Origin of the sequence: Microbacterium sp. CPCC 204701 (assembly GCF_004010105.1) — a bacterium.
GTDB lineage: Bacteria > Actinomycetota > Actinomycetes > Actinomycetales > Microbacteriaceae > Microbacterium.
Genome location: NZ_RRYE01000048.1, coordinates 1 through 13,828 on the forward strand (window position 1 = coordinate 1; position 13,828 = coordinate 13,828).

Consider the following 13,828-nt stretch of genomic DNA (forward strand, 5'->3'; position numbering starts at 1 on the left):
CACAGGGCGCCGACCGGCGCGACGAGCCACGCCACGGCGGCAGCGAGCACACCGCAGCCGATCGCCAGCACGGTCACCGACGTGATCGACGAGCGCGCGAAGCCGGCCTCGGCCAGGAGCCGATGGAATCGTCCGCTGCTGCGCGCGGGGAGGCGGCGCACGCCCGCCGGCCAGAGCCACGGCGACAGCGTCAGCAGCAGGCCCGCGGCGAGAACCGCGCCCCACACGACGATCACGCGGCGTCCGCCCGGTAGAGCGTGCGCGCCTCGATGACACCGTCGACCATGCCCGTGGGTGCGACGATCTCGACGACGCGGCGAGCGCCCGAGGCTGCGCGCTCGCAGTGAGCGACGAGCGACACGGATGCCGCGACCGCGGGGAGCACGAAGGCCGCATCGATGTTGCGCCCGGCCAGGAGCGGGAGGGCGGCGAGCTTGGCGAGCGCCTCGCGCGCCGAGTTGGCGTGGATGGTGGCGGCGCCGGGGACGCCGGTGTTGAGCGCGAGAAGCAGGTCGAGGGCCTCGGCGTCGCGGACCTCGCCGACGACGAGGCGATCGGGGCGCATGCGCAGCGCCTCCTTCACCAGCCGCCGCAGCGTGACCTCGCCCGTGCCCTCCAGGCTGGGCTGGCGACCCTGCAACGCGACGAGGTCGGGGGCAGCCACAGCCAGCTCGAACGTCTCCTCGACGGTCACGATGCGGTGGTCGGGCGGGCAGGCGCCGATGAGCGCCCCGAGGAGCGTCGTCTTGCCGGCGTGCGTCGCGCCCGAGACGAGGATCGAGCTGCCGGAGGCCATCGCGTCACGCAGCAGCCGGGCCGCCTCCGGCGCGAGCGAGCCGGCGGCCACCAGGCGGCCGAGGTCGCGATAGGCGGGCAGGAACTTGCGGATGTTGACCGCCCAATGCCGGCGCGTGATGTCGGGGATCACGACATGAAGACGCGAGCCGTCCGCGAGCGACGCGTCGACGAAAGGCTGTGAGAGGTCGACTCGTCGTCCGGTCGACTGCAGCATCCTCTCGACGAGGTCGCGCACGGCCGTGTCGGTGAGGACGAGCGGCGTCTGCTCTGGCGCCCCTCCGCGGGCCACGAAGATGCGGTCGGGCGCGTTGATCCACAGCTCCTCGACCGTCGGATCGTCGAGGTACGCCTGCAGCGGTCCGTAGCCCACGACGGACGCGAGCACCTCACGAACGCATGCGGTCTCGTCGTCGACGGGCGCGAGGCCGCGCGCGAGCGCGAAGTCGTTGTGCCGCCGCACCTCGGATCGCGCGATCTGCGCGGCGAACTCGGGATCCCGCGACGGGTCCGACCGCTCCGCCCGCAGCCGCTCACGCACGCGCTCGGCGACGATCGTGGCGACAGGCGCGGCGGAAGGTGACACCGAAGCATCCTCGCAACACGGCGCCGCGGCATCCGGAAGTTATCCACAGATGCGTGATTCCGGCGCACGCGGCAGGATGGAGCAAGCGACGGAAGGGACGACGATGACCAAGGCGAAGACAGAGCTCTCCCCCGCGGCCAGGACCGGGCTCGGCCTGGCGGGACTCGTGCAGGTGGCGTTCGCGTTCCTGGCGTTCTGGGATCTCGCGCACCGCGACGCCCGGGACCTCCGCGGATCCAAGCCGTTGTGGATCCCGGTCATCCTTGTCAACTGGATCGGACCCGCGAGCTACTTCCTGTTCGGCATCCGTCGCTGACGCTCGAGCCGGGGGCTGGCCCTACAGCCGCCGCGCAGGCGCGTCAGTAGACTGAACGGACCCGCGGGAGTGGTGAAACTGGCAGACACGCAGGATTTAGGTTCCTGTGCCTTCGGGCGTGTGGGTTCAAGTCCCACCTTCCGCACGCGAGTTCTCCGCATCCGCTGACCGCCGATGTACCGACCGACGGGAATCACACCGTGCACGCAGTTCCTTCCGCCCTGATCCCCTGGCTGGATCCGGCCGCCATCATCGAGTGGGCCGGCCCGTGGGCGCTCGTCGCGGTGTGCTTCATCGTCTTCGCCGAGACGGGCCTGCTCGTGGGATTCCTGCTCCCAGGCGACACCCTGCTGATCATCGCGGGCCTGCTGTCGCACCCGCAGGACTACGCGCCCAATGGCGTGTTCGGCATCAGCGTGTGGTGGGTGGCTCTGCTCATCGGGCTCGCGGCATTCGTCGGCGGTGAAGTCGGCTACTACATCGGCCACAAGGGCGGGCCTGCGGTCTTCGAACGCAAAGAATCGGGCCTGTTCAGCGTCAAGAACGTGGAGCGCACGAATGCGTTCTTCGAGCGCTTCGGCGGGCTCACGATCATCCTCGCGCGCTTCGTGCCCATCGTCCGCACGTTCGCGCCCGTCGCCGCGGGCGTCGGCCACATGAACAAGTGGAAGTACACGCTCTACAACTTCATCGGCGCGGTCATCTGGGGCTTCGGCCTGACGATGTTCGGCTACGCCATCGGTTTCATCCCGCCGGTCGCGGAGTTCGTCGAGAACTACATCGACCTGATCCTGCTCGCCGCCGTCGGCGGCACCGCGATCGTGACGCTGTGGCACTACTTCCGCGAGCGCAGCAAGGCGAAGAAGGCCGCCGCGGCCGGTCAGGACGTCGTCACCGACCACAGCGAGGCCGAGGCGCTGGTGCTCGACCCCGAGGTGTTCGACCGCGGACCCGAGCAGCACGAGGGCGGGGCGCCCAAGGCCTGACCGCCGCCTGCCGGTCGGAGGCGCTGCGTCAGGAGGCCTTCTTCTTCTTGGCCGCGGGCTTCTTCGCGGATGCCTTGCCCTCCGCCTTGTCGTCGGCTGCGGCATCCTTCTTCTTGGCGGTGCCCTTGCCACCGCCCTCGCGCGCCGCGCGCGACTTCTCGACGCTCGCCCGCAGGGCGGCCATCAGGTCGATGACCTCGCCGCCTGCCTCCTCCTCCTCGCGCTCGCCGAACGTCTCGGAGGTGTCGACCGCGTCGCCCTTCTCGAGCTTCGCCTCGATCAGGGTGCGCAGCTCTTCCTGGTACTCGTCGGTGAACTGCTCGGGGTCGAAGTCGCTCGCGAAGCTCTCCACGAGGGACGCCGACAGCTCGAGCTCCTTCGCCGAGATGCGCACGCTCTCATCCAGCGCCGGGAACGCCGCCTCGCGCACCTCGTCGGCCCACAGCAGCGTCTGCAGCACGAGCACGTCGCCGCGCACGCGCAGGGCCGCAAGGCGCGTCTTCTGACGCAGCGAGAACCGCACGATCGCGGTGCGGTCGGTCTGCTCCAGCGTCTTGCGCAGCAGCACGTACGCCTTGGGCGACGCGGAGTCCGGCTCGAGGTAGTACGCGCGGTCGAGGGTCAGCAGATCGATCTGATCGCTCGGCACGAATTCGACCACGTCGATCTCACGGCTGCGCTCGGCGGGCAGCGAGTCGAGGTCGTCCTTGGTGAGCACGACCGTGCGCTCGCCGTCGTCGTACGCCTTGTCGATGTCTTGATACGCGACCACCTCGCCGCAGACCTCGCACTTGCGCTGATAGCGGATGCGTCCGCCGTCCTTGTTGTGCACCTGGTGCAGTGACACGTCGTGGTCCTCGGTCGCGGCGTATACCTTGACCGGAACGTTCACGAGCCCGAACGTCAGTGCACCCTTCCAAATCGCCCTCACCACACCAGTACACACCTGTCACATGCCCCACGGCTACCCTGGGCGCATGGCGCGCGACGAGCAGCTGGTGCGGATCGGCGGCCGGCGCCTGCGCATCACCAACCTCGGCAAGGTGCTCTACCCCGAGACGGGCACGACCAAGGGCGAGGTGATCGACTACTACACGCGCGTCGCCGAGGTGCTCATCCCGCATGTGATCGGGCGCCCGGTCACCCGCAAACGCTGGCCCGACGGCGTCGGTACCGAGGACGATCCCGGCATGGTGTTCTTCGCGAAGGATCTCGAGCGCGGAGCGCCGTCATGGGTGAGACGGATGCCGATCCCGCACTCGACGGGCACCAAGGACTATCCGCTCGTCGGCGACGTGCCGACGCTCGTCTACCTCGCGCAGGTGGCGAGCCTGGAGCTCCACGTCCCGCAGTGGCGCTTCGCCTCGGACGGCGGACGCGGCCCGGCCGACCGGCTCGTGCTCGACCTCGACCCGGGTCCCGGGGTCGGGCTCGCCGAATGCGCGGTCGTCGCCGGCTGGGCACGCGCGATCCTGGAGGGCATGGGACTGGAGCCTTATCCGGTCACGAGCGGCAGCAAGGGCATCCACCTCTACACCGCTCTTCCTCCCGGGCAGTCGACCGAGCAGGCGTCGGCCCTCGCGAACGAGCTGGCGCGTGCGATCGAGGCGGATCACGCCGACCTCGTCGTGAGCAGCATGAAGAAGACCGAGCGCCGCGGCAAGGTGCTCATCGACTGGAGCCAGAACAACGGCTCGAAGACAACGATCGCCCCGTACTCGATGCGCGGACGCCTGCATCCGACCGTCGCCGCGCCCCGCACGTGGGACGAGCTCGACGACCCGGACCTGCGCCACCTCGAGTTCACCGAGGTGCTCGAGCGGATCGAGACGGCCGGCGACCCGATGGCACCGCTGGGCTTCCACGCCGGCGGCCGCGAGGCCGAGGCCGGGCCGCTGTCGGCATACATCGCGAAACGCAGTGCCGACCGCACACCCGAGCCGGTGCCGGCGAATCCGCTCGGCGCCACCCCGAACGACGAGAAGCCGCGGTTCGTCATCCAGGAGCATCACGCGACGAGGCTGCACTGGGACTTCCGGCTCGAGCGCGACGGCGTGCTGGTGAGCTGGGCGGTGCCGCGCGGCGTGCCGCACTCGTACAAGCGCAACAACCTCGCCGTGCAGACCGAGGACCACCCGATGGAGTACGCGACCTTCGAGGGCACCATCCCGGCCGGCGAATACGGCGGTGGCACCGTGACGATCTGGGACGACGGGCGGTACGACCTCGAGAAGTGGCGCGATGACGAGGTCATCGCGACGCTCGAGGGCCGTCCCGGCGGCCCGCTCGGGCGCGTGCGGCTGGCGCTCATCCGCACCGAGGGCGCGGGTGAGAAGTCGAGCTGGCTGCTGCACCGCATGAAGACGGATGCCGAGGGCCGGCCTCAGCCGGACGGCATCCCCGTCCAGCCCAGCCCGCAGGCCGACGAGCCCCGCGAGGCCACCCCCCGCCACTCCGGCGCTGCGAAGCACTCTCCGTCCCCCCTGAAAACAGGTGATCTGGCGAAAACAGGTAGTTCCGGCGCCAATCTTCCTGTCTCCGGCAGATCTCCTGATCTCGGAGACGGCGGGACGACGGATGCCGCTCCCGCTCGCACGGTGCCCGAACTCGACGCGCTGCGGCCCATGCTCGCGACGGCGGCGACTCCCCCGGCGGCGACGGACGCGGCCGCGCGATGGGGCGAGCCGGCCTGGGTCGAGATGAAGTGGGACGGCATCCGCGCCGTCGGCGCGTGGGACGGCGAGCGGCTTCGGCTGTTCGCTCGCAGCGGCAACGAGGTCACCCATCGCTACCCCGAGCTGACCGCGGTCGACGCGGGTCTCGGGCACGAGCCCGCCGTCGTCGACGGCGAGCTCGTCGCGCTCGAGCCGGACGGGCGCCCCAGCTTCCCGCTGCTGCAGAGCCGGATGAACCTCGAGCGGGCGGGCGACATCGCCCGCGAGGCGCGGCGCACGCCGGTGCGCTACTACCTGTTCGACGTGCTCTCGCACGACCGCGACGATCTCACCGACCTGCCCCTGCGCGAGCGCCGCGACGTCCTGGAGGCCATCGCCGAGGCATCCGTCGACGCCATCGGCGTGCCCCCGGTCTTCGACGATGTGGAGGCCGCGCTCGACACCAGCACCCGGCTGCGGCTGGAGGGGATCGTGGTGAAGGACCCGTCGTCGCCGTATCGCCGCGGCGAGAGGTCGGAGGCCTGGCTCAAGGTCAAGATCACGCGCACGCAGGAGGTCGTGATCGCCGGCATCCGACCCGGCAAGGGCGCACGCAGCAGCACGTTCGGATCGCTGCTACTGGGCATTCCCGGGTCAGAGGGGCTGCAGTACGCCGGGCGGGTGGGCACCGGGTTCAGCGACTCCACCCTCGCGTCGCTGATGAAGAGGCTGCTGCCGCTGCGCACCGACGAGAACCCGCTCGTCGGCGTGCCGCCCCTCGACGCCCGCGACGCCCTGTGGGTCGAGCCGGAGCTCGTCGGCGAGGTGGAGTACGGCGAGTTCACGCCCGGCGGCATCCTCCGCCATCCGCGGTGGCGGGGTCTCCGCCCCGACAAGAGCCCCGAGGGCGTCCGCCGCGAGGACTGATCCCAGCGCGTACCGAGATCATGCGTGCGCGTCGTGCTCGACGTGCCCCGCCGGCTCGAGCTGGAACGTGGAGTGCTCGACATCGAAGTGCTGCGACAGGCACGTCTGCAGCTGACTGAGGATGCCGGCCGCGCGTCCGTCGCTCAGGGTGTCGGCGGCGACGACGACATGCGCCGAGAACACCGGGGCGCCGCGGGTCAGCTGCCACACGTGCACGTCATGCACGTCGACGACGCCGGTCGTGGCGAGGATGTGGTCGCGGATCTCCTGCACGTGCGTGCCCTTCGGAGCGGATTCGGCGAGCACCGACACCACCTCCCGGAGCAGCCCGATCGCCCGCGGGATGATCATCGCCGCGATGAACAGCGACGCGATCGCGTCCGCCTGCGCCCACCCGGTCGTCACGATCACGATGGCGGCGACGATGACCGCGGCCGAGCCGATCAGGTCGCCCAGCACCTCCAGGTACGCGCCGCGGACGTTGATGCTGTCGCGCTGGGCCGAGCTGAGTAGCCACATCGCGACGGCATTGGCGGCCAGACCCACGATCGCGACGATGAGCATGACCCCGCCCGCCACCTCGACCTCGCCCGGCTGCATCAGGCGCGTCACCGCCTCGACCGCGACCCAGGCCGACAGCGCGAGCAGAATCACGCCGTTCACCAATGCGCCGAAGACCTCGGCCCGCTGGTACCCGAAGGTGCGCCGATCGTTGGCGGGCCGTGCGGCGACGATGCTCGCGATCAGCGCGATCACGAGGGCGGCGGCATCCGTGAACATGTGGACGGCGTCCGCGAGGAGCGCGAGCGATCCCGACAGCACCGAGCCCATGACCTGCACGACCATCACCACCGCGGTGATGGCGAGAGAGATCGCGAGCAGGCGGCGGTTGCCTGCCGCTCGGATCCCGGACGGCGCATGATCGTGCATGGGCCCAGGCTAAGCCTGCGCCTCCCCGCCGAGGGGCCTTTCGCGCAGTCGGGAATGACTCTGATTCTCACTCGCGTCGCCCAGGGGTGATACCGTCGCGCCGTGACGGCACGACCCCCTGGCATCGGCGCGACCGATCGCCCCTGGCGACGCCACGGCGCGGCTCGGTACGCGGTCGAGCGTGTTCGACGGATGCTGCGACCCCCGATCGCCGTGAGTCCGATGAGCGCCGACGTCCGGGTGCATCGTGACGTCGAGATCCCGATGCGCGACGGAACGATCCTCCGCGCGAACGTGTACCTGCCGGCGGACGGCGGCCCGGTCCCGGCGATCCTCTGCGCTCATCCGTACGGCAAGGACGCGCTTCCGCGGCGCACGCGTGGCGGCTACCGTATCAACCCGCAGTTCCGGATCCTGCGCCAGACCGCCACGATCCGCATCTCTGACGAGACGGGGTGGGAGGCTCCCGACCCGGCGTGGTGGGTGCCGCAGGGGTTCGCCGTCGTCAATCTCGACGTCCGCGGCGCGGGGCGCTCCGACGGCGTCGGGTCGCTGCTCAGCGACGCGGAGGCCGAGGACGTCTACGACGCGATCGAGTGGATCGCGCGGCAGGACTGGTGCACCGGAGCGGTCGGCATGCTCGGGGTGTCGTACCTCGCCATCTCGCAGTACAAGGTGGCCGCGCTGCGACCGCCCCATCTGGGCGCGATCGTGCCGTGGGAGGGGTTCACCGACGCGTATCGCGACTTCTTCTACCCCGGTGGGGTGCGCGAGATCGGCTTCTCCCGGCTGTGGACGACGCTGGTGCGGCGCTCGACTCGCATGTCACCCGATCTCGGGCGTGAAGCGGCCGCGCGGCCCGACGACGACGCGTGGTGGCGTTCGCTCGCGCCCGACCTCGGGAGGATCGAGACGCCCATGCTCGTCTGCGGCAGCTTCTCGGATGCCAACCTGCACACGCGCGGCAGCTTTCGCGCGTTCGCCGAAGCGACCACGCCCGACCGGCACCTGTTCACGCATCGAGGCGGCAAGTGGGCGGCGTTCTACAGCGATGAGGCGAAGGCCGCGCAGCTCGCATTCCTCAGCACGCATCTGAGGGGCGAGCGGCACAGTCTTCCACGGGTGCGTCTCGAGGTGCGCGAGCGCGGCGACCGCATGCACGAGGTGCGCGACGAGGAGCAGTGGCCTCCGTCGTTCGCGCGCCTGCAGCTGCACCTGCACGGCGACGGCTCGCTCACCCGGACCCCGCCTGTCATCGACACCGGCGTCGCGTTCCCCGCCCGCCGCGCCGCGGCACGCTACTCGTGGACGTTCGACGAAGACACCGAGATCACGGGGGACGCGACCCTGCGGCTGTGGGTGAGCGCCGCATCGGCCGGGGCGGTGTCGCTGTTCGCGGGCCTGTCGAAATGGACGCAGGGGCGCTTCGTGCCGTTCGAGGGGTCGTACGGGTTCGGGCGCGACTTCGTCACGACCGGGTTCCGCCGCGTCGACGTCGAGGCGGAAGCCCGCCTCGTCGAGATCGAGTTCGCGCCGTCGGCGACGCTCTTCCGCTCGGGCGACGAACTGCGCCTGCATGTCTCCGGGCGTCAGCTGTCGCCCCGCAACCCGCTGTGGGGCGCCTTCCCCGCGCTTTATCATCCGAGCCGACGGGTGGTGTGCACGCTGCACTCGGGGCAGGAGTATCGACAGGTGCTGGACCTCCCGGCAGCCCCCCGCGGCGCAGTGCGCTGAGGTAGGCCCGCCGCGCTCAGAGCTTCGCGAGGAGCGGTGCGAGCGCCGCGAATGCGCGCGAGCGGTGGGAGGCCGCGTTCTTCTCCTCGGCCGTCCACTCGCCGACGGTCCGTTCGGCGCCCTGCTCCTGACCGTCGGGGATGAACACGGGATCGTAGCCGAATCCCCCTTCCCCGGACCCCGCCGTCGCAAGGCGGCCGGGCCAGACCCCCTGCACGGCATGCTCCTCGGCGTCCGAGCCCCTCGAAGGCGGCACGACGAGCGCGATCGTCGAGACGAACTGCGCGGTCCGATGCGGATCGCGGATGTCGGACAGCTGGTCGAGCAACAGGTTCAGGTTCGCCGTGGCATCCTTCGCGTGGCCCGCCCAGTACGCCGAGAAGACGCCCGGCGCACCTCCGAGCACATCCACGCAGATTCCGGAGTCGTCGGCCAGAGCCGGAAGGCCGGTATGCGCCGCCGCCGCCCGCGCCTTGATCAGGGCGTTCTCGGCGAATGTGACGCCGTCCTCCAGGGGCTCGGGTCCGTCGTACCCGATCACCTCGAGGTCGGGGCGCGTCGCCGCGACGATCGCCTGGAACTCCTCGACCTTGTGGGGGTTGTGGGTGGCGAGGACGATGCGGCGCGGCATCCGTCACTCCACCGGTGCGAGCGCGGTGCCCTGGTGGTCGCGCAGCTCGGCGCACCCGTTCACGCCGAGCTCGAGCAGCGCGTCGAGCTCGCGCTTGTCGAACGGCGCACCCTCGGCGGTGCCCTGCACCTCGACGAACAGACCGCGGCCCGTGACGACGATGTTCATGTCGGTCTCGGCGCGGACGTCCTCGACATAGGCGAGGTCGAGCATGGGCTCGCCGTCGACGATGCCGACCGACACCGCCGAGACGGAGTCGAACAGCACCTGGGCCTTCTGCCCGATGAACTTCTTGGCCCGGCCCCACTCGATCGCGTCGGCGAGTGCGACGTAGGCGCCCGTGATCGCGGCCGTGCGCGTGCCGCCGTCGGCCTGCAGCACATCGCAGTCGATGACGACGGTGTTCTCGCCGAGGGCCTTGGTGTCGACGACCGCGCGCAGCGCCCGTCCGATGAGCCGCGAGATCTCGTGCGTGCGGCCTCCGATGCGGCCCTTGACGCTCTCGCGGTCGTTGCGCTCGTTGGTGGCGCGCGGCAGCATCGCGTACTCCGCCGTGACCCAGCCCTTGCCCTTGCCGACGAGCCAGCGCGGCACGCCGTTCGTGAACGACGCCGTGCACAGCACCTTGGTGCCGCCGAACGAGATGAGCGCGGAACCCTCGGCCTGGCTCGACCACCCTCTCTCGATCGTGATGGGTCGCAGCTGGTCGACGCTGCGACCGTCGGCGCGGACGATGTCGGTCATACGGTTCTCCTCCGGAGGGGGACGGATGCCTCAGCCGAGGCGGGACGGAAGGTCGATGGCTCCGGTCTGCACGAGCCGCACCGAGCTCACCTCGCGGCCCATGAGCCGGTGGGCGAGCTTCAGGAACTCGTCGGCGGACGCGCCGGTGGCCTCGTAGACGTGGCGAGGCTCGGCATCCGGGCCCGCGAGAAGGTTGCGGGAGACCAGTTGACGGTAGACGTCCTTCGCGGTCTCGGTGTCGCTCGAGACCAGACTGACGTCGGGGCCCATGACGTAGCTGATGGCACCCTCGAGGAACGGATAGTGGGTGCAGCCGAGCACGAGGGTGTCGACACCGGCGTGGCGCAGCGGTGCAAGGTACTCCTCGGCGACCGCGAGCACCTCGGGCGAGTCGGTGACGCCGTCCTCGACGAACTCGACGAATCGCGGGCAGGCCTGCGCGAACACGGTGAGGCGCTCGTTGACGCCGAGCATGTCCTGGTAGGCGCCCGAGCCGATGGTCCCTGCGGTGCCGATGACGCCGACACGGCCGTTGCGGGTCGTCGACATCGCAGTGCGGACGGCGGGGCCGATCACCTCGACCACGGGCACGCTGTAGCGCTCGCGGGCGTCACGCAGCATCGCCGCCGACGCGGTGTTGCACGCGATCACCAGCATCTTCACGCCCTCGTCGACGAGCGTGTCGAGGACCTCGAGCGCATAGCGCCGGACGTCTGCGATCGGCTTCGGGCCGTACGGCGAGCGCGCCGTGTCGCCGATGTAGAGGATCGACTCGCGCGGCAGCTGAGCCGAGATCGCGCGGGCGACCGTGAGCCCGCCGACGCCCGAGTCGAAGATCCCGATCGGCGCATCGGCGCCGAATTGAACCTGCCCCTGCGTCACGATGCCCCAGCCTACGCCAGCCGCTCACTAGGCTGACCCGCATGACCCTCGGGCATGCTCACGCCGGCGGCTTGTCGACCGCCCTGCTCACCGACCGCTACGAGCTGACCATGGTGGACGCCGCCCTGCGCGACGGCACCGCCGAACGCAGGTGCGTCTTCGAGCTGTTCGGACGCCGCCTCGCGGGCGGGCGCCGCTTCGGCGTCGTCGCGGGCACCGGGCGGCTCCTCGAGCTGATCCGCCACTTCCGCTTCGGCGCCGACGAGCTCCGCTTCCTCCGCGACGAGAAGGTGGTGGATGCCGCGACCCTCGACTTCCTCGAGGGCTACCGCTTCACCGGCTCGATCACCGGCTACCGCGAGGGCGAGCTCTACTTCCCCGGTTCCCCCATCCTCACCGTCGAGGGCACGTTCGCCGAGGCGGTGATCCTCGAGACGGTGGCGCTGAGCGTGCTCAACCACGACTCTGCCGTCGCGACAGCCGCCGCGCGCATGAGCATCGCCGCCGGGGATCGACCGCTCGCCGAGATGGGCTCACGCCGTGCCGCCGAGTCGTCGGCCGTCGCGGCCGCGCGCGCGGCGTACATCGCGGGATTCGGGGCGACGTCGAACCTCGAGGCCGGGAGGAAGTGGGGCATCCCCACGATGGGCACCGCAGCCCACTCCTGGACACTGTTGCACGACTCCGAAGAGGCGGCGTTCCGCGCCCAGGTCGACGCGCTCGGCGCCGGCACGACGCTCCTCGTCGACACGTACGACATCCGGCGCGGGGTCGAGACCGCGGTCCGCATCGCGGGAACCGGGCTCGGCGGCGTCCGCATCGACTCGGGCGACCTCCCGATTGTGGCCGCGGAGGTCCGTGCCCAGCTCGACGGACTCGGCGCGACGGCCACACGCATCACCGTGACGAGCGACCTGGACGAGCACGCGATCGCGGCGCTCGCGGCATCCCCCGTCGACTCGTACGGCGTGGGCACGTCGGTCGTCACCGGCTCGGGAACCCCGACCGCGGGCATGGTCTACAAGCTCGTGGCGCGCCAAGACGCGGCAGGCGGCTGGGTCGCCGTCGCCAAGGCCTCGACCGACAAGGGATCCAAGGGCGGCCGCAAGGCCGCGTTCCGCACGCTCGACGGAGGAACCGCCACGAGCGAGGTCGTCGTGGTGTCGGACGGTTTCGAGGAGCTCGCCACCGTCTCCTCGCATCCGGGAGCGCGCGCCCTGCAGGTGCCCCTCGTCGTGGACGGAGAGGTGGAGGCGGCTTTCGAGGGCACCGCCGGCGTCGAGGCCGCCCGCGCCCATCACGCGCTGGTGCGCGAAGAGCTGCCGGTGCGAGGTCTCGCGCTCAGCCGCTCCGATCCGGCGATCCCCACCGTCTACACCGACGCGCAGTGAGCCGGCCGCGTCATCCGCGGTTGGGCGCACCGGAAGGTCAGCCGCCGAGCGACTCGTAGATCTCTTTGCAGGTCGGGCAGACGGGGAACTTCTCGGGGTCGCGACCCGGCGTCCACTTCTTGCCGCACAGCGCGCGCACCGGCTTGCCGGTGATCGCCGATTCGAGGATCTTGTCCTTCTTCACATAGTGCGAGAAGCGCTCGTGATCGCCCGGCTCGATGTTCTCTTCGCGGATGAGCTCTTCGAGCTCACGGTCGAGGGTCGCAAGGCCACCCTGATCCGGGCTGTCGAGAGGGGTGCTCATGGAGAGCCAGTGTAGTCGCGCAGTCCGCCCACCGGGCGGCTGCAGCGGGCGTCACGTCGACTCCGCGAACTCCATCAGCCGGCCGCCGCGCCGCTCGAACAGCATCGCCCCGACGACGACGCCGACGATCAGCAGCCCGCCGCCGATCGCCAGACCACCCCAGAGGGCCACCGAGGCCGCATCCTCGTCGCCCTGCAGCGCCTGCCACGCCGACCACAAGACGGGCGACGATGCGGCGAGGACGCCGAGCATCACGGCGCCCTGCGACACGGCGCCGCGCGAGGTCGTGCGCTGTGGCTGCTGGAACGGACTCTCGCCGGGACGCGACACCGCGTACGGGGCGACGGCCGACGAGATGCTCGACAGGCCGAGACCGGTGAGGAACAGCACCGCGCACACGCCGACAAGCGCGGGCAGCATCGCCCAGCGACCGTGGAGGGTGATGGCGACCGGCGCCGCCACTGCCAGCAGAGGCACGCCGATCAGTATCACCGGCACGAGCCTGCCCACTCGGTCGGAGACGCCTCGCACGCCGCTGGCGATATGCATCCAGATCGCCGTCGAGTCGTAGGCGACATCGTTGTGCGGCAGCCAGCCGAGGAACAGCGCCACGAACGGCACCGGCACGAGCGCCGCCAGCTCCGGGGGCACACCGGCGATGAGCAGGGGGATCACCGTGACGATCGCCGCGATCGGGATGATCAGCGCGTTCACGACGTAGCGACGGTCGCCGAACCAGTACATGAGGCTGCGCGCGGCGATCGCACCGCCGGGCGTTCCCGGTGCCACGGCGAACCACCCGAGCCCACCGCGCTCACGGACGGCGACGGGGTGCTCGGTCGTGGTGAGCAGCCGCTTCACCGCCCACGCCCACAGCAGCGCGAGCACGGCAACGGTCGCGACCGCCACGACTCCGGGGAGACCCGCGTCGCCTCCGGCCGCGACCCG

12 protein-coding genes, 1 tRNA gene and 2 pseudogenes are annotated in these 13,828 nt (G+C 70.7%); 6 read left to right on the forward strand and 9 right to left on the reverse strand.

Features of this window, described 5'->3' with window-relative positions; genetic code table 11:
• Together EIO58_RS05420 and EIO58_RS05425 are read right to left on the reverse strand one after the other, a co-directional pair.
• A pseudogene (locus tag EIO58_RS05420) lies at window positions 1-236 on the reverse strand (type II secretion system F family protein); the annotation flags it as partial.
• Window positions 233-1,381, reverse strand: coding sequence for a CpaF family protein (locus EIO58_RS05425; RefSeq protein ID WP_127818648.1), 1,149 nt, complete (start codon window positions 1,379-1,381; stop codon window positions 233-235). The gene EIO58_RS05425 and the pseudogene EIO58_RS05420, both read right to left, overlap by 4 nt.
• A 103-nt stretch (window positions 1,382-1,484) precedes the next feature.
• On the opposite strand from EIO58_RS05425, the gene EIO58_RS05430 reads away from it, so the two are divergent.
• The 3 genes from EIO58_RS05430 (at window position 1,485) to EIO58_RS05440 (ending at window position 2,683) form a co-directional block, all read left to right on the forward strand.
• Window positions 1,485-1,697 carry a PLDc N-terminal domain-containing protein gene (locus EIO58_RS05430; RefSeq protein WP_240658587.1) on the forward strand — a complete coding sequence of 71 codons (213 nt, stop codon included), beginning with the start codon at window positions 1,485-1,487 and terminating at the stop codon, window positions 1,695-1,697.
• 63 nt (window positions 1,698-1,760) lie between these two features.
• Window positions 1,761-1,842: transfer RNA gene (locus EIO58_RS05435), tRNA-Leu, on the forward strand.
• Between the two features lie 55 nt (window positions 1,843-1,897).
• Entirely contained in the window at window positions 1,898-2,683 is a 786-nt protein-coding gene (locus tag EIO58_RS05440; RefSeq protein WP_127818650.1) for a DedA family protein, read from the forward strand.
• A 28-nt stretch (window positions 2,684-2,711) separates the two neighbouring features.
• Here EIO58_RS05440 and ku read toward each other — a convergent pair whose 3' ends face one another.
• Window positions 2,712-3,614: a non-homologous end joining protein Ku gene (gene ku / locus EIO58_RS05445; protein ID WP_127818651.1), complete on the reverse strand. Its 903-nt coding sequence runs from the start codon at window positions 3,612-3,614 to the stop codon at window positions 2,712-2,714.
• A gap of 46 nt (window positions 3,615-3,660) precedes the next feature.
• Here ku and EIO58_RS05450 point away from each other — a divergent pair, with 46 nt between their 5' ends.
• A complete protein-coding gene (locus EIO58_RS05450) occupies window positions 3,661-6,264 on the forward strand; it encodes an ATP-dependent DNA ligase (protein WP_127818652.1) in 2,604 nt (867 codons plus the stop codon).
• 18 nt (window positions 6,265-6,282) lie between these two features.
• Here EIO58_RS05450 and EIO58_RS05455 read toward each other — a convergent pair whose 3' ends face one another.
• Window positions 6,283-7,194, reverse strand: coding sequence for a cation diffusion facilitator family transporter (locus tag EIO58_RS05455; RefSeq protein ID WP_127818653.1), 912 nt, complete (start codon window positions 7,192-7,194; stop codon window positions 6,283-6,285).
• 222 nt (window positions 7,195-7,416) lie between these two features.
• Between EIO58_RS05455 and EIO58_RS05460 the strand changes: the two genes are divergently transcribed.
• Window positions 7,417-8,928 (forward strand): CocE/NonD family hydrolase, encoded by a 1,512-nt coding sequence (locus EIO58_RS05460; RefSeq protein WP_205789148.1) that lies wholly within the window; start codon window positions 7,417-7,419, stop codon window positions 8,926-8,928.
• 16 nt (window positions 8,929-8,944) lie between these two features.
• Here the strand turns inward: EIO58_RS05460 and rdgB are convergent, their stop codons facing one another.
• The 3 genes from rdgB to murI are packed head-to-tail and all read right to left on the reverse strand — an operon-like array spanning window position 8,945 to window position 11,185.
• Entirely contained in the window at window positions 8,945-9,559 is a 615-nt protein-coding gene (gene rdgB / locus EIO58_RS05465) for an RdgB/HAM1 family non-canonical purine NTP pyrophosphatase (protein ID WP_127818654.1), read from the reverse strand.
• 3 nt (window positions 9,560-9,562) lie between these two features.
• Entirely contained in the window at window positions 9,563-10,303 is a 741-nt protein-coding gene (rph, locus tag EIO58_RS05470; protein WP_127818655.1) for a ribonuclease PH, read from the reverse strand.
• A gap of 30 nt (window positions 10,304-10,333) precedes the next feature.
• On the reverse strand, window positions 10,334-11,185 hold the full coding sequence (murI, locus tag EIO58_RS05475; RefSeq protein WP_127818656.1) for a glutamate racemase: 852 nt from the start codon (window positions 11,183-11,185) through the stop codon (window positions 10,334-10,336).
• Between the two features lie 41 nt (window positions 11,186-11,226).
• On the opposite strand from murI, the gene EIO58_RS05480 reads away from it, so the two are divergent.
• Window positions 11,227-12,576, forward strand: coding sequence for a nicotinate phosphoribosyltransferase (locus EIO58_RS05480; RefSeq protein ID WP_127818657.1), 1,350 nt, complete (start codon window positions 11,227-11,229; stop codon window positions 12,574-12,576).
• Between the two features lie 37 nt (window positions 12,577-12,613).
• On the opposite strand, the gene EIO58_RS05485 is transcribed toward EIO58_RS05480, so the two are convergent.
• The gene (locus tag EIO58_RS05485; RefSeq protein WP_127818658.1) at window positions 12,614-12,880 is read right to left on the reverse strand and encodes a DUF3039 domain-containing protein; all 267 of its coding nucleotides are present in this window, start codon (window positions 12,878-12,880) and stop codon (window positions 12,614-12,616) included.
• Window positions 12,881-12,931: 51 nt separating this feature from the next.
• Window positions 12,932-13,828: pseudogene (locus tag EIO58_RS05490) on the reverse strand (hypothetical protein); the annotation flags it as partial.